Annotated in this window: 20 protein-coding genes and 1 pseudogene; 10 read left to right on the forward strand and 11 right to left on the reverse strand. The window is 72.9% G+C overall.

The window, feature by feature from the left end; translation table 11 throughout:
- The first annotated feature begins 36 nt into the window (after positions 1-36).
- The 3 genes from FKN01_RS18605 (at position 37) to FKN01_RS18615 (ending at position 4,291) form a co-directional block, all read left to right on the forward strand.
- Entirely contained in the window at positions 37-804 is a 768-nt protein-coding gene (locus FKN01_RS18605; RefSeq protein WP_143622020.1) for an ABC transporter ATP-binding protein, read from the forward strand.
- On the forward strand, positions 801-3,650 hold the full coding sequence (locus FKN01_RS18610; RefSeq protein ID WP_143622021.1) for an FtsX-like permease family protein: 2,850 nt from the start codon (positions 801-803) through the stop codon (positions 3,648-3,650). The genes FKN01_RS18605 and FKN01_RS18610 overlap by 4 nt, the downstream gene beginning before the upstream one ends.
- Positions 3,651-3,745: 95 nt before the next feature.
- Positions 3,746-4,291, forward strand: coding sequence for a bacterial proteasome activator family protein (locus FKN01_RS18615; protein ID WP_143622022.1), 546 nt, complete (start codon positions 3,746-3,748; stop codon positions 4,289-4,291).
- Between the two features lie 87 nt (positions 4,292-4,378).
- Here FKN01_RS18615 and FKN01_RS18620 read toward each other — a convergent pair whose 3' ends face one another.
- The 7 genes and pseudogenes from FKN01_RS18620 to pdhA form a co-directional block, all read right to left on the reverse strand.
- Complete coding sequence (locus FKN01_RS18620) at positions 4,379-5,368, reverse strand: NAD(P)H-quinone oxidoreductase (RefSeq protein WP_143622023.1); 990 nt, start codon at positions 5,366-5,368, stop codon at positions 4,379-4,381.
- Positions 5,369-5,400: 32 nt separating this feature from the next.
- Entirely contained in the window at positions 5,401-6,474 is a 1,074-nt protein-coding gene (locus FKN01_RS18625; RefSeq protein ID WP_143622118.1) for a TrkA family potassium uptake protein, read from the reverse strand.
- A 20-nt stretch (positions 6,475-6,494) separates the two neighbouring features.
- Positions 6,495-7,892: pseudogene (locus FKN01_RS18630) on the reverse strand (molybdopterin molybdotransferase MoeA); the annotation flags it as partial.
- Between the two features lie 821 nt (positions 7,893-8,713).
- The gene (locus FKN01_RS18635) at positions 8,714-9,562 is read right to left on the reverse strand and encodes an NTP transferase domain-containing protein (RefSeq protein WP_143622024.1); all 849 of its coding nucleotides are present in this window, start codon (positions 9,560-9,562) and stop codon (positions 8,714-8,716) included.
- 40 nt (positions 9,563-9,602) lie between these two features.
- Positions 9,603-10,979 (reverse strand): dihydrolipoamide acetyltransferase family protein, encoded by a 1,377-nt coding sequence (locus FKN01_RS18640; protein ID WP_143622025.1) that lies wholly within the window; start codon positions 10,977-10,979, stop codon positions 9,603-9,605.
- Positions 10,979-12,010 carry an alpha-ketoacid dehydrogenase subunit beta gene (locus FKN01_RS18645; protein WP_143622027.1) on the reverse strand — a complete coding sequence of 344 codons (1,032 nt, stop codon included), beginning with the start codon at positions 12,008-12,010 and terminating at the stop codon, positions 10,979-10,981. The genes FKN01_RS18640 and FKN01_RS18645 overlap by 1 nt, the downstream gene beginning before the upstream one ends.
- Positions 12,007-13,170: a pyruvate dehydrogenase (acetyl-transferring) E1 component subunit alpha gene (gene pdhA / locus FKN01_RS18650; RefSeq protein WP_143622029.1), complete on the reverse strand. Its 1,164-nt coding sequence runs from the start codon at positions 13,168-13,170 to the stop codon at positions 12,007-12,009. Before pdhA ends, FKN01_RS18645 begins: the two co-directional genes overlap by 4 nt.
- Before the next feature lie 216 nt (positions 13,171-13,386).
- On the opposite strand from pdhA, the gene FKN01_RS18655 reads away from it, so the two are divergent.
- Positions 13,387-13,893 carry an Lrp/AsnC family transcriptional regulator gene (locus FKN01_RS18655; protein ID WP_143622122.1) on the forward strand — a complete coding sequence of 169 codons (507 nt, stop codon included), beginning with the start codon at positions 13,387-13,389 and terminating at the stop codon, positions 13,891-13,893.
- A gap of 220 nt (positions 13,894-14,113) precedes the next feature.
- On the opposite strand, the gene FKN01_RS18660 is transcribed toward FKN01_RS18655, so the two are convergent.
- The gene (locus FKN01_RS18660) at positions 14,114-14,716 is read right to left on the reverse strand and encodes a TetR/AcrR family transcriptional regulator (RefSeq protein ID WP_143622031.1); all 603 of its coding nucleotides are present in this window, start codon (positions 14,714-14,716) and stop codon (positions 14,114-14,116) included.
- 123 nt (positions 14,717-14,839) lie between these two features.
- Here FKN01_RS18660 and paaN point away from each other — a divergent pair, with 123 nt between their 5' ends.
- Positions 14,840-16,543 carry a phenylacetic acid degradation protein PaaN gene (gene paaN, locus FKN01_RS18665; RefSeq protein ID WP_143622033.1) on the forward strand — a complete coding sequence of 568 codons (1,704 nt, stop codon included), beginning with the start codon at positions 14,840-14,842 and terminating at the stop codon, positions 16,541-16,543.
- Between the two features lie 118 nt (positions 16,544-16,661).
- Here the strand turns inward: paaN and FKN01_RS18670 are convergent, their stop codons facing one another.
- Genes FKN01_RS18670 through FKN01_RS18680 form a run of 3 tightly spaced genes read right to left on the reverse strand, consistent with a single transcriptional unit; the run spans position 16,662 to position 19,308 of the window.
- Complete coding sequence (locus FKN01_RS18670; protein ID WP_143622035.1) at positions 16,662-17,357, reverse strand: TrmH family RNA methyltransferase; 696 nt, start codon at positions 17,355-17,357, stop codon at positions 16,662-16,664.
- A complete protein-coding gene (locus FKN01_RS18675; RefSeq protein WP_143622037.1) occupies positions 17,354-18,604 on the reverse strand; it encodes an HTTM domain-containing protein in 1,251 nt (416 codons plus the stop codon). The genes FKN01_RS18670 and FKN01_RS18675 overlap by 4 nt, the downstream gene beginning before the upstream one ends.
- Entirely contained in the window at positions 18,601-19,308 is a 708-nt protein-coding gene (locus FKN01_RS18680) for a DUF5819 family protein (protein ID WP_143622039.1), read from the reverse strand. Before FKN01_RS18680 ends, FKN01_RS18675 begins: the two co-directional genes overlap by 4 nt.
- A gap of 103 nt (positions 19,309-19,411) precedes the next feature.
- Here FKN01_RS18680 and paaA point away from each other — a divergent pair, with 103 nt between their 5' ends.
- The 5 genes from paaA to FKN01_RS18705 are packed head-to-tail and all read left to right on the forward strand — an operon-like array spanning position 19,412 to position 22,966.
- Positions 19,412-20,431, forward strand: coding sequence for a 1,2-phenylacetyl-CoA epoxidase subunit PaaA (gene paaA / locus FKN01_RS18685; RefSeq protein WP_143622041.1), 1,020 nt, complete (start codon positions 19,412-19,414; stop codon positions 20,429-20,431).
- Entirely contained in the window at positions 20,428-20,718 is a 291-nt protein-coding gene (gene paaB, locus FKN01_RS18690) for a 1,2-phenylacetyl-CoA epoxidase subunit PaaB (protein WP_018101933.1), read from the forward strand. The genes paaA and paaB overlap by 4 nt, the downstream gene beginning before the upstream one ends.
- A complete protein-coding gene (gene paaC / locus FKN01_RS18695) occupies positions 20,715-21,416 on the forward strand; it encodes a 1,2-phenylacetyl-CoA epoxidase subunit PaaC (RefSeq protein ID WP_143622043.1) in 702 nt (233 codons plus the stop codon). The genes paaB and paaC overlap by 4 nt, the downstream gene beginning before the upstream one ends.
- Positions 21,410-21,910, forward strand: a complete 501-nt coding sequence (gene paaD / locus FKN01_RS18700; RefSeq protein ID WP_143622045.1) for a 1,2-phenylacetyl-CoA epoxidase subunit PaaD — start codon at positions 21,410-21,412, stop codon at positions 21,908-21,910. The genes paaC and paaD overlap by 7 nt, the downstream gene beginning before the upstream one ends.
- Positions 21,911-22,966, forward strand: coding sequence for a 2Fe-2S iron-sulfur cluster-binding protein (locus FKN01_RS18705; RefSeq protein WP_143622047.1), 1,056 nt, complete (start codon positions 21,911-21,913; stop codon positions 22,964-22,966).
- The last annotated feature ends 29 nt before the right edge of the window (positions 22,967-22,995 follow it).

Raw genomic sequence — 22,995 nt, forward strand, 5'->3', positions numbered from 1 at the left:
GGCGCCCGCTCCGTCCACCCGTTCCGAGAGGGAACCATGTCCCCGCACGTCCCGTCCCCATCCGCTCCGCCCCTGCCGGTGGACGCCCCGGTGCTCGAACTCCGCTCGCTCACCCGCACCCACGGCACCGGCATCGCCGAGGTGCAGGCGCTGCGCGGCATCAGCCTGTCGGTGCACGCCGGTGAGCTCGTCGCCGTCATGGGCCCGTCCGGCTCGGGCAAGTCCACCCTGCTCACCCTCGCCGGCGGCCTCGACACCGCGAGCGGCGGCCAGGTGATCATCGAGGGCCAGGACATCTCCACGCTCGGCCGCAAGGGCCTCGCCGCCCTGCGCCGCCGCAGCGTCGGCTACGTCTTCCAGGACTACAACCTGATCCCCGCCCTGACCGCCGCCGAGAACATCGCCCTGCCCCGCGAGCTGGACGGCGTCTCGGTCCGCAGGGCCCGCAAGGAGGCGCGCGCCGCGCTGGAGGAGATGAACCTCCTGGAGATCGCGGACCGTTTCCCGGACGAGATGTCCGGCGGCCAGCAGCAGCGCGTCGCCATCGCCCGCGCGCTGGTGGGGGACCGGCGCCTCGTCCTCGCCGACGAGCCGACCGGCGCGCTCGACTCCGAGACCGGCGAGGCCGTCCTCGCGCTCCTGCGCAACCGCTGCGACCAGGGCGCGGCCGGGGTGATGGTCACGCACGAACCGCGTTACGCGGCCTGGGCGGACCGGGTCGTCTTCCTCCGGGACGGTTCGATCGTGGACCAGACGCTGACGGCCGGGGCCGACTCGCTGCTGGCCGCCGGGGGAGCCGAGTGAGCCTCTTCACGGGGTGGCGCGCCGCCCTCCGGATAGCCCGCCGCGACGCCCTTCGGGCCAAGGGCCGCAGCGCCCTGGTGGTCGCGATGATCGCGCTGCCGGTCCTCGGCGTGACGGCCGCCGACATCACGTACCGCAGCGCGGACCTGAGCCCGGCGGAGCAGCTGACGTCCCGGCTCGGGGCGGCCGACGCGCTGTACAGCGATGCGGCCATGGGGCCGGTCCAGCAGATGCCCGACGGCGACATGTACGACAGCGTGAGCGGCGAGGCTCCTAGCGAGGAACCCGCGCCGATCGACATGCGCGGCGCCTTTCCCGAGGGCGCGCGGGCGATCAGTGAACAGTCCGTGCCCGCCACGGTCACGACCGCGTACGGGATCGCGAGCGTCGAGGTCGTCGAGTTCAGGACCTCGGACCGGATGGCCCGCGGGAGGATCGACCTCCTGGAGGGCGCGTTCCCGCGCTCCACGGACGAGATGGTGGCCACCGAGCCGTTCCTGGACTCGGCGGGCCTGCACGTGGGCTCCGTGACCACGGTGACGCCGTCCGGCAAGAAGTACACGATCACCGGGGCGGTCGAACTGCCCGCCGACCTGGAGGCGAAGCGGCTGTACGCCGATCCGGGCGCGGTGATCGCCCCCTGGCAGGCGATGGCCGACCACGACACGAAGGTCCCCGCGCCCAACGCGGGCCCGGCGCAGTGGCTGGTCGAGGGGCCGGGGAAGGCCGGAATCGGCTGGGAGGACGTGCTGGCGGCCAACAAGGCCGGTGCCGTCGTCACCTCGCGGCAGGTCTCCGAGAATCCCCCGCCCGACTCCGAGATCCCGCTGCTCCGGACGCACCCGGACTACAACGCGATGGACACCGGGAGCGAGGAGACCAGCGCCGCCCTCGTCACCGTCGTCGCGATGACGATCCTGGAGATCGTGCTGCTGGCCGGGCCCGCGTTCGCCGTCGGCGCCCGCCGCTCCCGGCGCCAGCTGGGCCTGCTCGGCACGTGCGGCGGCGACCGGAGCCAGGTCCGCGCGGTGGTCCTCGGCGGCGGTCTGGTGCTCGGCGGCGCCGGCGCGGTCGCCGGTGTGGTGGCCGGGCTGCTGCTCACGGTGGTCTGCCGGCCGCTGATCGAGGGCTGGGCCGGGCACCGCTTCGGTTCCCTGGTGGTACGTCCCGCCGATCTCCTGGTCATCGCCGTGCTCGGACTGGTCACCGGTGTTCTGGCGGCTCTCGCCCCGGCGATCGTGGCGGGCCGGCAGTCCGTGCTGGAATCGCTCACCGGCCGGCGCGGGGTGCGCCGCGGCTCCCGGGTGCTGCCCGTCACGGGCGCCTGCGTGCTCGCCCTCGGCGTGCTCGTCGCCGTCCTCGGGGGCACCAGCGGCGATTCCACCCTGGTCGCCGGCGGCTCGGTCGTCGCCGAGGTGGGCCTGCTCGCCTGCATTCCGGTGATCGTGGGGCTGCTGGGCCGGCTCGGCCGCAGGTTCCCGCTCTCCCCCCGGATGGCGCTGCGCGACGCGGCCCGCAACCGGGGCCGCACCGCTCCGGCGGTGGCCGCCGTCATGGCGGCCGTGGCGGGGTCGGTGGCCATCGCCACCTACATGGCCAGCAATCTCGCCGAGTCCGACTACGAGTACACGCCCATGCTCGCGGAGGGGACGATCTCCCTGTCGGCGGGCGACGCGGAGGCCGTCAAGCGCCTTCCGGCGGCCCGGGCCGCCGTGGAGCACAACATGGCGGTGACCGGCGGCCGGGCGGACATCTCCCGGGTGTGGGCGGGCAGCGACTGCAACGTCTACTACGAGGACGAGAGCAGCTGCGGCTCCATGACGCTGGTCAAGCCCACCGGCAAGGGCCACACCTGCCCCCTCGCGGACAAGGGCGCCAGGGAGCTGGCCGGCCGGCTCTCCGCCGAGGAGCACCGCGCCATGATGCGGACCCCCGCCTGCGTGGACGTGCGCATCTCCGTCGGCACCTTCAGCTCGGACTCCAACAACATCGTCGTCGGCGACGCGGCCCTCCTCGACACGTATGTGAAGCTGCGCGACCCGGCGGCGGCCGCGGCCCTGAAGGCCGGCACCCCCGTCCTGCTCAACGAGGCGTACGCGGAGAACGGCGAGGTCACCCTCGAAGCCGTCCACCGGTACAACCCCAAGGACAAGGAGAACCGCGAGCTGCACCCCGGCAAGACCCGGAAGACCACCGACCGGCTGAAGGTGTACGTCGCGAAGCCGGAGTACGCCACCACGCCCGGCATCCGCATGATCCTTCCGCAGCGGACCGCCGAACGCCTCGGCCTGCACACGGAGCCCTACGGCAGTGTGTACGCCGTCGGTCACCAGCCCACGGACGCGGAGAGCCAGCGGACGTCGGCCGCCATCGACCAGGCCGGCGGTGGACTCTGGGTGCAGTCCAGCTCCGGCCCCAACGACCGGGGCAGCACCATCCAGCTGATCCTCACGCTGTTCGCCGGGGTGGTGACCATGGGCGCCGCTGCGATCACGACCGGCCTGGCCAAGGCGGACGCGGAGGCCGACCTCACCACGCTCAGCGCGGTCGGCGCGCCCCCGCGCGTGCGGCGGTCGCTCTCCGGCTTCCAGTGCCTGGTGGTGGCGCTGACCGGGGTACTGCTCGGAACGGCCGCGGGGCTGGTGCCCGCGGTGGCGCTGCGGCTGGTCGATCTGCGGGACGCGATGGAGCAGATGCGCGAGCAGCCCATGGAGTCCGCGTACACGCCGATCGTGCTGCCCTGGGCGACGCTCGGGCTGCTGGCCGTGGCCGTTCCGCTGCTGGCGGGCGGGCTCGCGGCGGCGTTCACCCGCTCGCGGGTGGCCCTGGCACGCCGGGCCGGCTGAGTGCCGCTGAGCTGTTCGGTGCCCCCGGGGCGGTGGATCAACCGTTTCCGGGGGCACCACAGTGTTGAACACCGTGTGTGCGAGACAATGGCGGCATGGAGATGCCGATGAATGAACGGTCGCAGGAGCACCCCCAGGTCCTCGTAGTGGGGCAGGACGGAATGGCGATCGGCGGCGGTGGCACTGACGACGAGTCGCGGGAGGTCCCGGTGACGGAGATGGTCGAGCAGCCCGCGAAGGTCATGCGGATCGGCAGCATGATCAAGCAGCTCCTGGAGGAGGTCAGGGCCGCTCCTCTCGACGAGGCGAGCCGGGTACGCCTCAAGGAGATCCACGCCGGTTCCGTGAAGGAGCTGGAGGACGGTCTGGCGCCGGAGCTGGTGGAGGAGCTGGAGCGGCTGTCCCTGCCGTTCACCGAGGATTCGGTGCCCTCCGAGGCGGAGCTGCGGATCGCCCAGGCCCAGCTGGTGGGCTGGCTGGAGGGCCTGTTCCACGGCATCCAGACCGCGCTGTTCGCCCAGCAGATGGCGGCCCGCGCCCAGCTGGAGCAGATGCGCCGCGCCCTGCCGCCCGGCAGTGGCCCGGAGGAGGACGGCGGGATCGACCCGCACGGCCCGGTCCGCTCGGGGCCGTACCTGTAACCGACCACGCACGGGGGCCCGGCACACCGCAGTGCGCCGGGCCCCTCTCGTACGTTCGCCCGCGGTCAGGCGTACGTTCGCCCGCGGTCAGGCGGCTGTCGGCGGCTGGAGCAGCACCTTGCCGATGTGGGTGCTGGACTCCATGACCCGGTGGCCCTCCGCCGCGTCCCGCATCGGCACCGTACGGTCGACCACCGGCTTGACCACGCCCTCCTCGATGAGGGGCCAGACGTGCTCGCGGACCGCCGCGACGATCGCGGCCTTCTCCGCGAGCGGACGCACCCGCAGCGAGGTCGCCGATACGGCCGCCCGCTTGTTGAGCAGCATGCCGAGGTTCAGTTCGCCCTGGGCGCCGCCCTGGAGCCCGATGATGGCGAGCCGGCCGTTGACGGCGAGCGCCTGGACGTTCCGGTCGAGGTACTTCGCGCCCATGTTGTCCAGGATGACGTCCGCGCCCGCCCCGGCCGTGGCCTCGCGGATCTCCTCCACGAAGTCCTGCTCGCGGTAGTTGATCAGGATGTCCGCGCCCAGCTCCGCGCAGCGTGCCAGCTTGTCGGGGCTTCCGGCCGTCACGGCGACCCGTGCGCCGACGGCCTTGGCGAGCTGGATCGCCATCGTGCCGATGCCGCTGGACCCGCCGTGCACCAGCAGGGTCTCGGCGGGCCGCAGATGGGCCACCATGAACACGTTGGACCAGACCGTGGCCGTCACCTCGGGCAGCGCCGCGGCCCGCACGAGGCCGAGGCCCTTGGGGACGGGGAGGAGCTGACCCGCCGGGACGGCGACCTTCTCCGCGTAACCGCCGCCCGCGAGGAGCGCGCACACCTCGTCGCCGACGGCCCAGCCGGTGACCCCGGGGCCGAGGGCCGAGACCCGGCCGGAGCACTCCAGGCCCGGGTAGGAGGAAGCTCCCGGCGGCGGGTCGTAGAAGCCCTGCCGCTGGAGCACATCGGCCCGGTTGACCGCGCTGGCCACGACGTCGATGAGGACTTCGCCCTCGCCGGGGACCGGATCGGGCACCTCGGTCCAGACGAGTGCCTCGGGGCCACCGGGTTCGGGGATGGTGATCGCATGCATGGCCACGAGGCTACTCCTGGGCCGGGGCGGTCTCAGGAACGCGGGATGCCCTGGTGCGGCGGGTGGGTGGGCGGCTCGTTCGAGGCGCGGACGATGGTGATCAGGCGGTCCGTCAGCTGCAGGGGGCTCGCCGCCGGGTCGTCGTAGCCGAGGAGGCGGTGGCCCCGCAGCACGTTGACGACGAGGTCGTCGGTCTCCCGGACGCTCTTGCCGACCTCGCTCTTTATCACCGGCCGTTCGATCAGATCGAGTCCGCTGCCCTGCTGGATGAGGTCCTCCATCACCGTGCCCGCGCTGGGGCTGAGGACGGAGAGGCCGAGCAGCCGGCCCGCCGCGCTGGCACTGGTGATGACGGCGTCCGCGCCGGACTGCCGCAGCAGCGGGGCGTTCTCCTCCTCGCGGACCGCGGCCACGATCTTCGCGCCCCGGTTGAGCTGGCGAGCGGTCAGCGCGACCAGCACCGCGGTGTCGTCGCGCTGGGTGGCGATGATGACCTGGCGGGCCTTCTGGAGCTCGGCCCGCAGCAGCACCTCGCTGCGCGTGGCGTCCCCGACGACACCCGTGAAGCCCTCGGCGTTGGCGATCTCTATCACCTTGGACGCCGGATCGACGATGACGATCTGTTCCTTGCTCAGCCCGGTGGCGCGCAGGGTCTGGATGGCCGAGCGGCCCTTCGTGCCGAAGCCGACGACGACGGTGTGGTCACGCAAGTTGGTTCTCCAACGCTTCAGCCGGAAGTCCTCCCGGGTCCGCTCCGTAAGGACCTCAAGGGTGGTGCCGACCAGGATGATGAGGAAGAGCACGCGCAGCGGTGTCACGAGCACCACATTGATGAGGCGGGCCCCGTCGCTGTACGGGGTGATGTCGCCGTAGCCGGTGGTGGAGAGGGTGACCGTCGCGTAGTACACCGAGTCCAGCAGGTCGACCTTGCCGTCGGCCGCGTCGTGATAGCCGTCCCGGTCGATCCAGACGATGAACACGGTGATGGCGAGCACCATCAGAGCCATCATCAGCCGCTTGGCCACCTGGCGCGCCGGGCCGTCCACGACCCGGCGCGGAAGCATCACGCGGGTGGGAACGACCTGTTCGTCCGCCCGCCTGGCCATCGCGTCCTGGCCCGGAAGTTTCACGTGAAACACCCTTCAGTCCACGGCGTCGCCGGGGCCCACGGTAGATCGAGGATCTCCACCTCGGTGCCGGACCGTACCCCGCCCGGCTCCACGACGGCCAACCCGTCTGCGGCGGCGATCCCGCGCAGCATGGCGGGACCGTTGTAGTGCAGTGGTACGACGTGCTCTGCCCCGCCTGCGGTTCCGGGTTCTCCGGCCGTCCGGTGGACCACGGGCACCAGCCGGGTGTCATGGGGATGCCCGTGCACATCGTCGCGCACGGCCACCCGGTATCCGTCGTCGGGGGTGCGGCCGGCCAGTCCGCCGAGGAGCGGCCCGGCCAGGGTGAGCAGTCCGGAGACGGCGGCGAGGGGGTTGCCGGGCAGCCCGACGAGCCAGGGCCCGGCGGAGGGGAGCCGGGCCAGCAGCATCGGATGGCCGGGCCGCACGGCGACCCCGTCGACCAGGAGCTCCGCCCCGATCCGGCCGAGGACGCGGTGGACGTGGTCGACGGGCCCGGCAGCGGTGCCCCCGGTCGTGATGATCAGGTCCGCCTCGGAGCCGGTGAGAGCCTTCCGCAGGGCCTCCGCGTCGTCGCCGAGGCGCCGAGGCGGCGCGACCTCGACGCCCAGTGCCCGTACCCAGGGCCCGATCATGGGACCCAGCGCATCGCGGATCAACCCGTCGTGCGGCAGCCCGGCGGTCAGCAGTTCGTCGCCCAGCACCAGGACGTCGACGCGCGGACGGGCACGGACGGGCAGCTCGTCGTAGCCGGCGGCCGCGGCCAGTCCGAGCACGGCGGGCGTGACGACGGTGCCGGCGGGGAGCAGGATCTCCCCCGACCGGCATTCCTGGCCGCGCGGCCGGATGTCCTGCCCCTGGCTCACGGACCGCTGTGCGTACAACAGCCCCTTCGCTTCGTCGGCGTGCGCGTGCTCGCTGCGGATGACCGCGGTGACCTCTGCGGGGATACGGCCACCCGTGGCGATGCGCACGGCCTCTCCGTCGTGCAGCGGGGTGGGTGCGCCGTGCCCGGCGAGGATGCCGCCGTCGTCCCGGATGCGCCAGGGCCCCGGCCCGGCAACGGCCCACCCGTCCATGGCCGAGGTGTCGAAGGACGGCAGATCGGTGAGCGCGACCAGTGCCTCCCCCAGGACCCGCCCCAGCGCCAAGCCGAGCCCGAGCCCCTCGGTACGGACAGCACCACACTGCCCGGCCCGCGTGGCAACACCCCGAGCCGCACGCCAGGAGAGGTGCCGGGGCGGGGGGGAGTTGAGGGAGGCACCGTGTCGGGGGGCGGCGCCGTGTCCGGGGGAGGTGGGGGCGGCACCGGTCTGGGCGGATGCGCCCGGCCGGGAGGCGGCGTCGGGCCGGGAGGCGGCGCCGTGTTGGGGGGCGGCGGGGGAGGCGCCGGGCCGGGGGGAGGCGGGGGCGGCGGGGGAGGCGCCGGACCGGGAGGCGCCGGTCTGGGGGAAGGCAGGGGAGGCGCCCGGCCGGGAGGCGGCGCCGTGTTGGGGGGCGGCGGGGGAGGCGCCGGGCCGGGGGGCGCCGGTCTGGGGGGAGGCAGGGGAGGCGCCCGGCCGGGGGGCGGACGCGTCGGACCGGGAAGCGGACGCGTCGGACCGGGGGAAGGCGCCGTTCTGGGGGGCGCCGGGCCGGGGGGAGGCAGGGGAGGCGCCGGGCCGGGAGGCAGGCGCGCCGGACCGGGAGGCAGGCGCGCCGGACCGGGAAGCGGACGCATCGGACCGGAAGGCGCCGGGCCGGGAGGCGGACACGCCCGACCGAGAGGCGGACGCATCGAGACCGGAAGCAGACGCGTCGGGGCCGTGGCTGTCCGGCTGGTCCGTGCGGTCGGACCCGGCCGGCGGGGCGCTGGGCCCGGCACCCGGCGCGCCGTCGGCCGGGGTCTGCGGCCAGTCGTCGTGGAGGCGGGTGAGCCAGTCGCCCGGCGCGGGGGAGCGCTGATCGCCCTGCGGCCCGGCGGGCCTGACGGACGGCGCGCCCGCCGGGTGGGGCGCCTGCCGGCTCACGAGGGCCAGGGCCTGGGCAACGGCCCGCTCCTCGTCGGCCTCTGCCTCCGCATCGGCCGCACACGCACCGGCTGCCCGCGTCCCCGCGACGGCGCCGGGGTCGTCCCCTGCGTGGCGCTCGTCCCCGCAAGCGGCATCGCCACCGAGGCCGCCGGAGTCTTCCGGCTTCCCGGCGCCCCCGGCGCCCCCCGCTCCCCCGGGCCCCGTCACGGTGTCTCGTTCTCGTCCGCCCACCGGAGCGCGAGCGCGGTCGCCTTGCGGGCGGCCTCCGCCACTGCCTCGGGCCCTCCGCCGTCGCCGCTCGCCTTCGCCGCCGCGTAGCCGACCAGGAAGGTCGTCAGGGGTGCGGCGGGCCGGGCGACGCCATGGGCGGCGTCACGGGCGAGGTCGAGCAGGAGGCCGGTGTCGACGTCGAGGTCGATGCCGAGTTCTTCCTTGACTGCGGTGATCCATTCATCCAGCACCGTCCCATGTTCTCTGATCCGGGCCCGGGCCGAAGCGATGTCCTCCCAGGTGTCGCAGTCGAACGAGGCGAGGGGGCCCGCCGCCACCCGGCACAGCGTCAGCTCCTGGGTGAGCAGCCTCAGCGGCAGCCCGCCCAGTCCCCCGTGCTCGACGGCGAGGAGGGCCAGTTCGCGACGGAGCGGTTCGCCCCGGTAGACGGCGACGAGCGGCTGGTCGCGCCCGTTCTCGTCGGTGCACAGGGCGCCCTCGGCACCCTGCCGGCCCGAGGCGGCCAGCAGCCCCGCGACCGTCTCGCCGCCCAGGAACGGCAGATCCGCCGAGAGCACGAGCACCCGCTCCGCCGAGGTGTGCCGGACCCCGGCCGCCAGCGCGGCCAACGGACCTCCGCCGGGCGGGACTTCGCGCGCCCAGGTCACCGCACGCGCGGTGGGCCGCCGGTCCCCCACCACGACGGTGGTCCGGGCGTCGGGGCAGGCGGCGAGCACCCGGTCGAGGAGCCGACGGCCGCCCACCCGCACGGCGGGCTTGTCGGCACCGCCCAGCCGCCTGGCGGCCCCTCCGGCGAGAACGATGGCGTCGTACGCGGTCATGCCCCGAGTATGCGGGGCCCGGGCGGCCGGGCCCCAGGGCCTATACGCTCCGCAGCAGCAACGCCGGCTGCTCCACGCAGTCCGCCACGTACCGCAGGAAGCCCCCGGCGGTGCCGCCGTCGCAGACCCGGTGATCGAAGGTCAGGGAGAGCTGCACGACCTGGCGCACGGCGAGCTGCCCCTCGTGGACCCACGGCTTGGGCACGATACGGCCGACGCCCAGCATCGCGGCCTCGGGGTGATTGATGATCGGCGTCGAGCCGTCGACCCCGAAGACCCCGTAGTTGTTGAGCGTGAACGTGCCGCCGGTCAGCTCGGCCGGCGTCAGCGAGCCCGCTCTGGCCGCCTCGGTCAGCCGGGCGATCTCGGCGCCGATCGACTCCGTGGTGCGGGCGTGGGCGTCCCGTACGACGGGGACGACCAGGCCCCGGTCGGTCTGCGCCGCGAAGCCGAGGTGGACCTGCGGCAGCCGGACGATCTCGCGCGCCTCCTGGTCCACCGTGGAGTTCAGCTCCGGGTGGCGGGCCAGGGCCGCCGTGCAGATACGGGCGAGGAGCGCGAGCACCGACACCTTGGGGGCGCCGGCCCCGGCGGCACCGTTCATCGCGGCACGCGCGGCCATCAGCTCGGTCGCATCGGCGTCGACCCAGCAGGTGGCGTCGGGGATCTCCCGCCGGCTGCGGGACAGCTTGTCGGCGACCGCTCCCCGTACACCGCGCAAAGCGACCCGCTCACCGGCGGCGGACGAAGCGGCGGGCGCCGTCGAAGCGGAGGACGCGGAGGACGCGACGGGCGCGGAGGACGCGGCGGCCTGCGGTGCGGGTGCCTCGGTGGCCGACCGGATCGCGGATTCGACGTCGGCGCGCAGGATCAGCCCGTCCGGCCCCGATCCGGTGAGCCGGCGCAGGTCCAGATCGTGCTGCCGCGCGAGCCTGCGGACCAGTGGTGACACGACCGCGACCGGCCCGGGCGCGGGGTCGGACACGGGGGCCGGAGCCGGGGCCGCGACGGCCGCCACGGGCGCCGGGACGGCCGCCTTGGGCCCCTCCGGCCGGACACGCCGGCGCCGCACCGGCGGCGCTCCGGTCCCGTACCCCACCAGCACGTTCCCGGAGCCGGAATCCTGCGCACCGGAATCCGCGTCCGTCCCGCCGCCGTCGCCTTCCACGGGCGATCCGACGGCCACGGTCAGCAGCGGCGCTCCCACCGGAAGCTCGGTGCCCTCGTCGCCGAAGCGGGCGGTCACCACACCCCCGTACGGGCAGGGCACCTCCACCATCGCCTTGGCCGTCTCCACCTCCACCACCGGCTGGTCGATGGCGACGACGTCCCCGACCTCCACCAGCCAGCGCACGATCTCGGCCTCGGTCAGCCCCTCGCCGAGATCCGGAAGCCTGAACTCAAGAACCTGAGGCATCAGTTGTCCGCCTCCCACTGGAGCCGCGCGACGGCGTCGAGGACCCGGTCCACCCCGGGAAGGTGGTGCCGCTCCTGCATCGGCGGCGGGTAGGGGATGTCGAACCCGGCGACCCGCAGCACCGGCGCCTCCAGGTGGTGGAAACACTGCTCGGTGATCCGGGCCGCGATCTCACCGCCGGGCCCGCCGAAGCCGGTCGACTCGTGGACGACGACCGCGCGCCCGGTGCGCCGGACGGAGGCGGCGACGGTCTCGTCGTCGAACGGCACCAGCGAGCGCAGGTCGACCACTTCCAGGTCCCAGCCCTCCTCGACCGCCGCCTGCGCGGCCTCCATGCAGACCGGCAGGGACGGCCCGTACGTGATCAGGGTCGCGCTGCGGCCGGGGCGGCGCACGACGGCCCGGCCGATGGGCTCCACGGCGGTGGGGTGCTCCGGCGACCAGTCGGCCTTCGACCAGTACAACCGCTTCGGCTCCATGAAGACCACAGGGTCGTCCGAGGCGATCGAGGCCCGCAGCAGCCCGTACGCGTCCTCGACCGTGGCCGGCGTGACGACATGGAGACCCGGGGTCGCCATGTAGTACGCCTCCGAGGAGTCGCTGTGGTGCTCGACGCCTCCGATACCGCCGCCGTACGGCACCCGGACGGTGATCGGGAGCGGCATCGCGCCCCCGGTCCGGTTCCGCATCTTGGCGACATGGCTGGCGAGCTGCTCGAACGCCGGATACGCGAACGCGTCGAACTGCATCTCGACCACGGGCCGCAGCCCGTACATCGCCATGCCGACCGCCGCCCCGAGGATGCCGGCCTCGGCGAGCGGGGTGTCCGTGCAGCGTTCGTCGCCGAACTCCTTCGCCAGCCCGTCGGTGATCCTGAAGACCCCGCCGAGCGTCCCGACGTCCTCCCCGAGGACGTGCACCGCGGGGTCCTCGGCCATCGCGTCGCGCAGCGCGCGCCCCAGCGCCTGCGCCATGGTGGCGGGCTTGGCCTTCGCCGTCCGCGCCCCGGTCGTCACCGCTGCCGTGGTCATCGCGCCGCTCCCCCGTCTTCCGGTCCGTGCTGGTCGTTCTCCGCGGCCAGCTCCTCGCGCAGCCGGGCGGCCTGCTCCCGCAACTGCGCCGTCTGCTCCGCGTACACATGGGTGAAGAGGTCCATCGGATCGAGCACCGGGTCCGCGTTCATCCGGTCCCGCAGCGCCGCGGCCATCCGCTCGGCGGCCATCCGTGCCTCTTCCACCCCCTCGTCGTCGAGCAGGCCGCGTCCGGTCAGCTCGCGCTCCAGGAGCTGGACGGGATCGTGGTCCCGCCATGCCTCGACCTCGCCGTCGCCGCGGTAGCGGGTCGCGTCGTCGGCGTTCGTATGGGCGTCCATGCGGTACGTGACCGCCTCGACCAGCGTCGGACCGCCGCCGGCCCGGGCCCGGGCGACCGCATCGGTCAGCACCTCGTGCACCGCCGCCGCGTCGTTTCCGTCGACCAGCCGGCCGGGCATGCCGTACCCCACGGCCTTGTGGGCCAGGGACGGCGCCGCCGTCTGCTTGGCCAGCGGTACGGAGATGGCGAAGCCGTTGTTCTGCACGAGGAAGACCACCGGGGCCTTCCAGACCGCCGCGAAGTTCAGCGCCTCGTGGAAGTCGCCCTCACTGGTGCCGCCGTCGCCGACCATCGCCAGCGCGACCACGTCGTCGCCCTTCAGCCGTGCCGCGTGAGCCAGCCCCACGGCGTGCGGCAACTGGGTGGCGAGCGGGGTGCACAGCGGGGCGATGCGGTGCGCCCGCGGGTCGTAACCGGTGTGCCGGTCGCCCCGCAGCAGCGTCAGCGCCTCGACCGGGTCGAGGCCCCGGGCCACCGCCGCGAGCGTGTCGCGGTAGCTGGGGAAGAGCCAGTCCCGCTCCTCGAGGACCAGGGCCGCCGCGACCTCGCACGCCTCCTGGCCCGTGCTCGACGGGTAGACCGCCAGTCTGCCCTGCTTCGTCAGGGCCGTCGCCTGGGCGTTGTACCGCCGTCCGCGCACCAGCTCCGCGTAGAGCCGCAGCAGCAGCTCGGGATCGGCTTCGGCCACGGCGTCCGTACCGAGGACCCGGTACGGCTCCGAGTCCGGAAGCAGCGGCGCGGGATCGGTCAGCGGCTTCCAGGCCGGGGGCGGCGTGGGCCGGTAGGCGGCCGCACCGGGCAGCTCTTGGACCGTCATGACAGGCACCTCCGAGCATCGAGGGGTGTCGACATATGGTGATATATCGAAAACGATGTGAGGCGCAGGTGTGGCGTGCCTCACCTACCGATTGTTCGGTCGCGAGCGCATTTTGGCTACAGGCGCCGTCAGCCTGTGGACAAACGGTTATCCACAGCCTGGGATAGGGGCAGGTCGTCCAGGACGGGGAGGCGCGGGAACATGCCAGCTGAACAAATGGCCGACGGGGCCGAGGGGCCGGGCCAGGTTCCGCCGGCACGCCCGCTCGATTCGGTCGACCACGCCATCCTCCGACTGCTCCGGACGGACGGACGCGCCTCGATACGGTCGGTGGCCGACCGGGTCCACGTATCGCGCGCGAACGCGTATGCCCGGATCAACCGGCTCATCGAGGACGGCGTGATCCGGGGCTTCGGCGCGCGGGTGAACCACGAACGGGCGGGGCAGGGCGCCTCCGCGTACATCACGCTCAAGATCGTCCAGAATTCCTGGCGGACCGTCCGCGAACAGCTCCAGGCGTTGCCGGGAGCCACCCATATCGCCCTGGTCAGCGGCGACTTCGACGTCCTGCTCCTGGTGCACACGCCGGACAACCGGACGCTGCGCGAGCTGGTGCTGACCCGTATTCAGGCCATTCCGGAAGTGCTCTCCACGCGCACGCTGCTGGTGTTCGAGGAAACGGACCTGGACCCGGGACCGGACTGCCCCACCGAGCTCGCCTGAACGGATACGGGCAGGTCAGAGCCCGTATTTCGCGAGGAAACCGCGCACGGTGGCCCAGCGCGTGTCCTCGCCCGGGAAGGTGATCGACGCCAGCTCGGCCCCCTCCGGCGTCAGACAGCCGAAATCATCCGGCCTCCCGGCCTGCGCGCCACCGCCGTCGCCCTTACCGTCCCCGCCGTCCGACGAACAGCCCGCCAGTGAGGCCGCACCCACCCCGTGGTCAACGGCGGTCCGGGCCCGCCTTCATGCCGTCGAAGGCCAGCCGCACCACCGTGTCGGCGAGGCGGTCCCCGTCCGCGCCTCCGTCGGGCAGCGGCCGGTACCACTCCACGAGCGAGTTGACCATCCCGAACAGCAGCCGCGTCGCGAGCCGTATGTCCACGTCGGAGCGGAGATCGCCGTCCGCGACGGCCGCCTTCAGCAGTTCGGCGACCCGCTGGTCGAACTCACGCCGCCGCTCCAGGGCCCAGCGCTCGGTCTTCGTGTTGCCCCGCACCCGCAGCAGCAGCGTGACGTAGGGGAGTTCGGCTATCAGCACATCGACGGTACGACGCGTGACGTACTCGACCCGCTCGATGGCGCGGCCCCGCGTCGCCCCCGGTTCGTCAAGGATCTCGAACAGCCCGTCGAGAGCCCGGCTGACCGCGCGGCGCAGCAGCTCCTCCTTGCCCGCGACATGGTGGTAGATGGACGACTTGGAGATACCGGCCGCCTTGGACAGGTGCTCCATGGACGTGCCGTCGTAGCCGCGCTCGTTGAACACGCGGACGGCGACGGTCAGCAGAGTCTCCGGGGTGTACGTGTCCCGCTTGGCCGTGGTCATGTCCGCGATCCTCCCCTACGAGTTGTCCACAGGTTTCGTGGGCCCCCTTGTCCCGACCGATCGTTCGGTTACTCTAACTCTGTCCGCCCGTCCCTGCCCAGCTCGATGAGGAGTTGGTCCGTCATGGCCGCCGAGCTCTCCCCGCACCTGCTGTCCGAGAGGCACCGCTCCACGCTGGACCGGGCCCTCGAAGCGATCCGCACGCGTGACTACTGGTCCCCGCACCCCGAGCACCCGAAGGCGTACGGAGAGGGCGGCGCTCCGGGAAGCCTCGGCGCCGCCGAGGGCAAGGCCGCCTTCGACGCCGTGCTGCACGGCCGTTTCGACCTCGGACAGCCGGGCACCGACGGCTGGACGGGCGGGGAGGTCTCTCCGTACGGCCCCGAGCTCGGCGTCGAGTACCCGCACGCGGACCTGGACGTGCTGCTTCCGGCGATGCGGGCGGGCATGCCGGCCTGGCGCGAGGCGGGCCCCGAGACCAGGGCCCTGGTCTGTCTGGAGATCCTGGCGCGGATCAGTGCCCGCACCCATGAGTTCGCGCACGCCGTGATGCACACCAGCGGCCAGGCGTTCATGATGGCGTTCCAGGCCGGCGGCCCGCACGCCCAGGACCGGGGCCTCGAAGCCGTCGCCTACGCCTACGAGGAGCAGCTCCGCGCGCCCCGGACGGCCGACTGGTCCAAGCCGCAGGGAAAGCGCGATCCGCTCGCGCTGCACAAGACCTTCATCCCGGCGGGCCGCGGCATCTCGCTGCTGATCGGCTGCAACACCTTCCCCACGTGGAACGGCTACCCGGGCCTCTTCGCCTCCCTCGCCACGGGCAACCCGGTCCTGGTCAAGCCGCACCCCCGCGCGGTCCTGCCGCTGGCCCTCACGGTCCGGCTGGCGCGCGAGGTGCTCGCCGAGGCCGGCTTCGACCCCGACCTCGTCGCCCTGGCCGCCGAACGCCCGGGCGAGGGCATCGCCAAGACCCTGGCGGTCCGCCCCGAGATCAAGATCATCGACTACACGGGCTCCACGGAGTTCGGCGACTGGCTGGAGGCCAACGCCCGCCAGGCCCAGGTCTACACGGAGAAGGCCGGCGTCAACACGGTCGTCGTGGACTCCACCGACGACTACCGCGGCATGCTCGCCAACCTGGCGTTCTCGCTCTCCCTGTACAGCGGCCAGATGTGCACCACCCCGCAGAACGTGCTCATCCCCCGCTCCGGCATCACCACGGACGCCGGCGACAAGACGTACGACGACGTGGTGGGCGACATCGCCGCCGCCGTCACCGGCCTCCTGGGCGACGACGCCAGGGCCAACGGCCTGCTGGGTGCCCTGGTCAACCCCGATGTGAAGGCCCGGCTGGAGTCGGCGGCCCAGCTGGGCGAGGTGGCGCTTCCGTCCCGCGAGGTGGCCAACCCGGACTTCCCGGACGCCACGGTCCGCACCCCGGTGATCGTCAAGCTCGACGCCGCCAAGACGGCGGGCGAGACGGCCCCCTACCTCTCGGAGTGCTTCGGCCCGGTCTCCTTCGCGGTCGCGGTCGACTCGACGGCGGACGGCCTGGAGCTGCTGCGCCGTACGATCCGCGAGAAGGGCGCGATGACGGTCGGCGCGTACACGACGTCCCCGGAGGTGGAGCGTGCGGTGGAGGCCGTCTGCCTGGACGAGTCCGCGCAGCTCTCCCTGAACCTCACCGGCGGTGTGTACGTCAACCAGACGGCGGCGTTCTCCGACTACCACGGCTCAGGGGGCAACCCGGCGGCCAACGCGGCCCTCTGCGACGGCGCCTTCGTCTCCAACCGCTTCCGCACGATCGAGGTCCGCCGCCAGAGGTGAAGCCGCGTGGACCCCGGCCTCGCCGGCGTTTGAGGCGCGGGGTCCGGGCCAGAGCTTCGGTTTCGGGAGGGGGCGGGTAGGGGGCAAGCCCGCCGCAGGCGCACCCGCCCCGCCCGCCTCACCCAGGAATCACCGCGTACCTTGCCACCCAGGCGTGCATGGCGATCGCGGCGGCCGCCCCCGCGTTGATCGACCGCGTGGAACCGAACTGCGCGATGGAACACACCATCTCCGCACACCGCCGAGCCTCCTCCGTCAGCCCGGGCCCCTCCTGCCCGAACAGGAGGACACACCGCCGGGGCAGGACCGTCCGCTCCAACGGCACAGCCCCCGGCAGGTTGTCGATCCCGATGATCGGCAGCCCCTCGGCCGCCGCCCAGGCGGTCAGGCTCGCGGTGTCGGGGTGGTGCCGGACGTGCTGGTAGCGGTCGGTGACCATCGCCCCGCGCCGGTTCCAGCGCCGCCGCCCCACGATGTGCACCTCCTTGGCCAGGAAGGCGTTCGCGGTCCGCACCACGGACCCGATGTTGAAGTCGTGGCCCCAGTTCTCCACGGCCACGTGGAAATCGTGGCGGCGCAGATCGAGGTCGGCGACGATCGCCTCACGGGTCCAGTACCGGTACTCGTCGCCCACGTTCCGCCGGTCGCCACCCGCCAGCAGCTCGGGGTCGTACCGCTCGCCCTCCGGCCAGGGCAGCGGATGCGGCCCGACACCGATCTCCGTCCCGAACCCCTCGTCGTACTGCACGGGCTCGTCACCCGCAGGCGCGCCGTTGCCGCTGGTCTCACCGGTGCTGCCGGTCTCACTGCTCACCCGACGAGGGTATGGCTCCCGTCGCCGCCGGGCTCCGGTGCCTCCGGACCGCCGGCGGCGGCACGCGGCGCCGGCACCCGCCCCCACCGCCGGAACACCCGCTCACGCCCGGTGGTCACCCGCCCGCCGAGCCACACCAGGAAGGCGGTCGGCAGGAAGACGGCGTCCGCGGTGATCATGGCCATCGAGAAGAACGGCAGCCCCAGCAGGAGCGCGATCCCCGCGTGCTCACAGATCATCGCGCCGAGCAGGAAGTTCTTCACGCGCCGGTTGAAGAGGGTGAACGGGAAGGCCACCTGCACGATGACCGTGGCGTACGACAGCACCATGACCATGACGCCGCTGGAGGCCAGGAGGTCCGAGAGGGCGGGCCACGGCGTGAAGTACTCCAGCTTGAGCGGGTAGTACAGCGCGGTCCCGTCCTGCCAGCGCGAGCCCTGGATCTTGTACCAGCCGGCCGTGGCGTAGATCAGGCAGACCTCGGCCATGATCACGAGGAGAGTGGCGTTGTGGGCGAGGCTGGCGATGACGTCGAGGAGGGTACGGAGCTCATGGCGCGGCGCGTACCGGTTCACGGCCCACCAGGCGCCCTGGCCGATCCACAGACACCACAGGAGGAGCGGCAGCCATACGGTTCCGCCCAGACCGCCCGCTGCCGAGGCCCCCACCAGGACGGCCCCGAGCACCGCCCACAGCACGATCCCGGCCGGCTCCCCGGGCATCCGCCGCCCACCGGCCTCCTGGCCGGCGTCCCCCGCGGATTCGCGGCGCCGCGCCCGCCGGGCGTCCAGCGACCAGACCTGCCCGCAGCGGGTCAGCACCAGGTAGATGGCCATCAGGTGGAGGACGTTGTCGCCGCCGTCGCCCATGAAGATGCTGCGGTTCTGCAGCGAGAGCACTCCGGCCATGAAGACCACGGAGACGGCCCGGGTGTGCCAGCCGAGCATCAGCAGGAGGGACGAGAGCAGCGCCAGCGCGTAGACGATCTCGAACCAGAGAGCGCTGTCCGACCACATGAGGGTCGTGAACGCCTGGTTCCCGGATATCAGCTGCCGCGCCAGGTCCCAGCGCCAGGGGGCGTCGGGCCCGTACATCTCGTGCCGGTGGGGAAGCTCACGGAGCAGGAACAGCAGGAAGGTAGCCGCGAAGCCGATACGGATCACGGCGCTCTGGTACGGGCCGAGGGCCGAGGCCGTGACGCGCTGGATCGAGCCGGCGAGGCCGCGGGCCGGCTGGGGCGTGCTCACTGTCCCGCCTCCCCGGGCAGGTCGTCGGCGGTGACCTTCCACCAGGGAAGGACGCGATAGGACGGGCCGGTGCTGATCTTCTCGTCGCTCCACTCGGGCGCCGCGACGGCCCGTACCTCGGACCTGACCTGAATCCTCAGGATCTCGCCGTCGTCCTGGTCGCCGAGGCGCAGCATCACGAGGCGGCGGACGTACTTCTCGGACAGGGTGCCGCGCAGGCCGTTGGCCCGGTTCTTGTCGTCGTGCGATCCGACGTAGAAGTCCCAGGCCCGGCGGAGCTCGTTCTGCTGGACGTGGCTGGGCAGCGGATTGCCGCGTATCGCCCGGCCGTCCTCGGCGGAGAGATCCCGCCAGGCGGACGTGCGCGGACCTCCGGGGCCGGCTGTCTCGGTGCGCACCTGAACGGCCACGTTCTGCTGCAGCGGGTTCGGCGCGAAGAGCTTCCAGTTCTGTTCGAACTCGGGGTACACCCAGTCGTCCACCGCCGCGCCGTGCTGCTTGGTCAGTGTGTTGGAGGGTGCGACGTGCAGGAAGACCATGGCCAGCTGCACGCAGGCGAGCACCCCGAAGGCGGCGAGCGCCACGGCGGCGACGATCTGGTACGGAAACGAGAGCCCGGCCATTCCGCCCGGAGCCGCGGGCGCCTCGGCGGCGGGAACGGTTCCGCCCTCGCCCTGGGCGTCCCTGTCGTCGTCCGAATCCATCCCGCCCCGATCGCGTCGGTTATCCACAGGGTTGACACCCTACGGGCCCCGGACTCACCATTGAAGACATTGAACCGAACGATCGGTCGGTAGGGAGTCGGGGATGGCGGCAGGGACTGCGAGCCAGACAGCGCAGACGGCAGCAGGCGGCGGAGAGGGGCCGGAGGCGGCCCTCCAGGCTGCTTTCGACGCGGCGGTGGCGGCCGACGAGCGCATCGAGCCGCGCGACTGGATGCCCGACGCGTACCGCGCCTCGCTGGTCAGGCAGATGGCCCAGCACGCCCACTCCGAGATCATCGGCATGCAGCCCGAGGCCAACTGGATCACCCGGGCCCCCTCGCTGCGCCGCAAGGCGATCCTCATGGCCAAGGTGCAGGACGAGGCGGGCCACGGCCTGTATCTCTACAGCGCGGCCGAGACCCTGGGCACCGGCCGCGAGGAGCTGCTCGACAAGCTCCACGCAGGCCGCCAGCGCTATTCGTCGATCTTCAACTACCCGACGCTGACCTGGGCGGACGTGGGTGCCATCGGCTGGCTCGTGGACGGCGCCGCGATCACCAACCAGGTGCCCCTCTGCCGCTGCTCCTACGGCCCCTACGCCCGCGCGATGGTCCGTATCTGCAAAGAGGAGTCGTTCCACCAGCGCCAGGGGTACGAATTGCTCCTCGCGCTGAGCAACGGCTCCCCCGCACAGCACGAGATGGCCCAGGACGCGGTGAACCGCTGGTGGTGGCCCTCCCTGATGATGTTCGGCCCGCCGGACGACGCCTCGGCCCACTCGGCGCAGTCGATGGCCTGGAAGATCAAGCGGCATTCCAACGACGAGCTGCGGCAGCGGTTCGTGGACATCTGCGTCCCCCAGGCCGAGGCACTCGGCCTGACCCTCCCCGACCCGGACATCCGGTGGAACGAGGAGCGCGGCAGGCACGACTTCGGCCCAATCGACTGGACCGAGTTCCAGGAGGTCCTGAAGGGCAACGGGCCGTGCAACGAGCAGCGCCTCACCCAGCGCCGCCGGGCGCACGAAGAAGGCGCCTGGGTCCGCGAAGCCGCCGCCGCATATGCCCGCAAGCACACGCCCGGCGCGGACCCGGCCGTACGGAATGGAAAGGCGACAGCATGAGCAGCTCGACGGACTGGCCGCTGTGGGAGGTGTTCGTCCGCTCGCGGCGCGGGCTCTCCCACACCCACGCCGGCAGCCTCCACGCGCCGGACGCCGAAATGGCCCTGCGCAACGCGCGCGACCTCTACACCCGCCGGTCCGAGGGGGTCTCCCTGTGGGTCGTGCCCTCCGCCCAGATCACGGCGTCCTCGCCGGACGAGAAGGACTCGTTCTTCGAACCGGCCGGTGACAAGCCCTACCGGCACCCCACGTTCTACGAGATCCCGGACGGGGTGAAGCACCTGTGACCGCGGCCCTCGCCCTGGGCGACGACGCGCTGGTGCTCTCGCACCGGCTGGGGGAGTGGGCGGGCCACGCCCCGGTGCTGGAGGAGGAGGTCGCCCTCGCCAACATCGCCCTCGACCTGCTGGGCCAGGCCCGCCTCCTGCTCTCGATCGAGGGCGACGAGGACGAGCTGGCCTACCTCCGTGAGGAGCGCGCCTTCCGCAACGTCCAGCTGGTCGAGCAGCCGAACGGCGACTTCGCCCACACCATCGCCCGGCAGCTCTACTTCTCGGTCCACCAGCAGGGCCTGTACGCGCAGCTGGCCGCCGGCGAGGGTCCGTTCGCGGGGATGGCGGCCAAGGCGGTCAAGGAGGTGGCCTACCACCGGGACCACGCCGAGCAGTGGACGCTGCGCCTCGGGGACGGGACGGACGAGAGTCACGCGCGGATGCAGCGGGCGGTGGACGCGCTGTGGCGCTTCACCGGCGAGCTGTTCCAGCCCGTCGAAGGCGTCGACGCCGACTGGCAGGCGCTGCACAGCCGCTGGCTGGAGGACGTCACCGACGTTCTCGGGCGGGCCTCACTGACCGTGCCGACGGGCCCGCAGTCCGGCGCCTGGACGGCGGGCGCGGGCCGGCAGGGCATCCACACGGAGTCCTTCGGCCGGATGCTCGCCGAGATGCAGCACCTGCACCGCAGCCACCCGGGGGCGTCATGGTGACCTGGACCTCCGTCGAGGAGGAGCTGCTGAGACTCGCGGGCTCCGTCCCCGACCCGGAGCTGCCCGTGCTGACCCTGGAGGACCTGGGGGTGGTCCGGGGCGTCGAGGTGCACGACCCGGACCACGTCACGGTCAGGCTCACGCCGACGTACACCGGCTGCCCGGCGATCGAGGCGATGTCCGCGGACATCGAGCGCGTGCTGCACGCCCACGGCGTGGCCGAGGTGTCCGTGCAGACGGTCCTGTCGCCCGCCTGGTCGACGGACGACATGAGCGCCGAAGGGCGCCGGAAGCTGGCGGAGTTCGGCATAGCCCCGCCCCGGCCGCACGAGACCGCGTCCGGCGGCCCGGTGCCGCTGGCCCTGTCCGTGCGCTGCCCGCACTGCGGCTCCACGGAGACGGAGCTGCTGAGCCGGTTCTCCTCCACCGCGTGCAAGGCACTCCGGCGCTGCGTGGCCTGCCAGGAGCCGTTCGACCACTTCAAGGAGTTGTAGATGTTCCATCCGCTCCGGGTCAGCGGGATCGAGCGGCTCACGGACGATTCGGTGGCCGTCACCCTCGCCGTCCCGCCCGGCCTGCACGAGACCTTCCGGCACAAGCCCGGCCAGCACCTCAATGTCCGCTACACCGTGGGCGGCGAGGAGGTCCGCCGCTCGTACTCGATCTGCGCACCGGCCCCCGAGCCCTCGGCCGGCCCGGCGCTGCGGGTGGGCATCCGCCTCGTGGAAGGCGGCGCGTTCTCCACGTACGCGCTCAAGGAATTGCTGGTCGGGGACACGATCGAGGCGATGCCCCCGATGGGGCGTTTCGTCCTGACCCCCCGTGCCGGCCAGTTCGCGGCGATCGTCGGCGGAAGCGGCATCACCCCGGTGCTGTCCATGGCGGCCACCCTGCTCGCCCAGGAGCCGAACGCCACGTTCTGCCTGTTCCGCAGTGACCGGACGGCTGCCTCGACGATGTTCCTGGACGAGGTCGCCGACCTGAAGGACCGCTACCCGGACCGGTTCCAGCTGGTCACCGCCCTGTCCCGGGAGGAGCAGCAGGCGGGTCTGCCCTCGGGCCGGCTGGACGGCGAGCGGCTCTCCGGACTGCTGCCGGCGCTGCTGCCGGTGGCGGAGATCGACGGCTGGTTCCTGTGCGGGCCGCTGGGCCTGGTCCGGACCGCCGAGGTCGCGCTGCACGGGCTGGGCGTGGACCGCTCCCGCATCCATCAGGAGATCTTCCACGTCGAGGACACCCCCGCGTCCGCGGGGCCGCGGGTCGAGACGCCCGTCGGCTCCGTCCTGACGGCGACGCTCGACGGCCGGTCCGGCAGCTGGCCGGTGGAAGGGGGCGAGTCGCTGCTGGAGACGGTGCTGCGCAGCCGCTCGGACGCTCCGTACGCGTGCAAGGGCGGCGTCTGCGGTACCTGCCGGGCGTTCCTGGTCTCCGGAGAGGTGCGAATGGACCGCAACTACGCCCTGGAGCCGGAGGAGACGGAGGCGGGCTACGTGCTGGCCTGCCAGTCCCGGCCGGTCACCGAGGAGGTGGAGCTCGACTTCGACCGCTGATGCCCCGGCGCGGCGGGAGAGCCGGGGGT

It is taken from the genome of Streptomyces sp. 130 (assembly GCF_007096885.1).
Taxonomy (GTDB): domain Bacteria; phylum Actinomycetota; class Actinomycetes; order Streptomycetales; family Streptomycetaceae; genus Streptomyces.

What these genes read in the sequence shown, in the direction of transcription:
- paaA (WP_143622041.1), top strand. Translation starts at nt 19,412, where the DNA reads ATGGCGGCAGGGACTGCGAGCCAGACAGCGCAGACGGCAGCAGGCGGC.
- FKN01_RS18620 (WP_143622023.1), bottom strand. Translation starts at nt 5,368, where the DNA reads ATGCATGCGATCACCATCCCCGAACCCGGTGGCCCCGAGGCACTCGTC.
- FKN01_RS18615 (WP_143622022.1), top strand. Translation starts at nt 3,746, where the DNA reads ATGGAGATGCCGATGAATGAACGGTCGCAGGAGCACCCCCAGGTCCTC.
- FKN01_RS18625 (WP_143622118.1), bottom strand. Translation starts at nt 6,474, where the DNA reads ATGGCCAGGCGGGCGGACGAACAGGTCGTTCCCACCCGCGTGATGCTT.
- FKN01_RS18605 (WP_143622020.1), top strand. Translation starts at nt 37, where the DNA reads ATGTCCCCGCACGTCCCGTCCCCATCCGCTCCGCCCCTGCCGGTGGAC.
- FKN01_RS18645 (WP_143622027.1), bottom strand. Translation starts at nt 12,010, where the DNA reads ATGACCACGGCAGCGGTGACGACCGGGGCGCGGACGGCGAAGGCCAAG.
- paaN (WP_143622033.1), top strand. Translation starts at nt 14,840, where the DNA reads ATGGCCGCCGAGCTCTCCCCGCACCTGCTGTCCGAGAGGCACCGCTCC.
- FKN01_RS18680 (WP_143622039.1), bottom strand. Translation starts at nt 19,308, where the DNA reads ATGGATTCGGACGACGACAGGGACGCCCAGGGCGAGGGCGGAACCGTT.
- paaD (WP_143622045.1), top strand. Translation starts at nt 21,410, where the DNA reads ATGGTGACCTGGACCTCCGTCGAGGAGGAGCTGCTGAGACTCGCGGGC.
- paaB (WP_018101933.1), top strand. Translation starts at nt 20,428, where the DNA reads ATGAGCAGCTCGACGGACTGGCCGCTGTGGGAGGTGTTCGTCCGCTCG.
- FKN01_RS18635 (WP_143622024.1), bottom strand. Translation starts at nt 9,562, where the DNA reads ATGACCGCGTACGACGCCATCGTTCTCGCCGGAGGGGCCGCCAGGCGG.
- FKN01_RS18660 (WP_143622031.1), bottom strand. Translation starts at nt 14,716, where the DNA reads ATGACCACGGCCAAGCGGGACACGTACACCCCGGAGACTCTGCTGACC.
- pdhA (WP_143622029.1), bottom strand. Translation starts at nt 13,170, where the DNA reads ATGACGGTCCAAGAGCTGCCCGGTGCGGCCGCCTACCGGCCCACGCCG.
- FKN01_RS18640 (WP_143622025.1), bottom strand. Translation starts at nt 10,979, where the DNA reads ATGCCTCAGGTTCTTGAGTTCAGGCTTCCGGATCTCGGCGAGGGGCTG.
- FKN01_RS18705 (WP_143622047.1), top strand. Translation starts at nt 21,911, where the DNA reads ATGTTCCATCCGCTCCGGGTCAGCGGGATCGAGCGGCTCACGGACGAT.
- FKN01_RS18655 (WP_143622122.1), top strand. Translation starts at nt 13,387, where the DNA reads ATGGCCGACGGGGCCGAGGGGCCGGGCCAGGTTCCGCCGGCACGCCCG.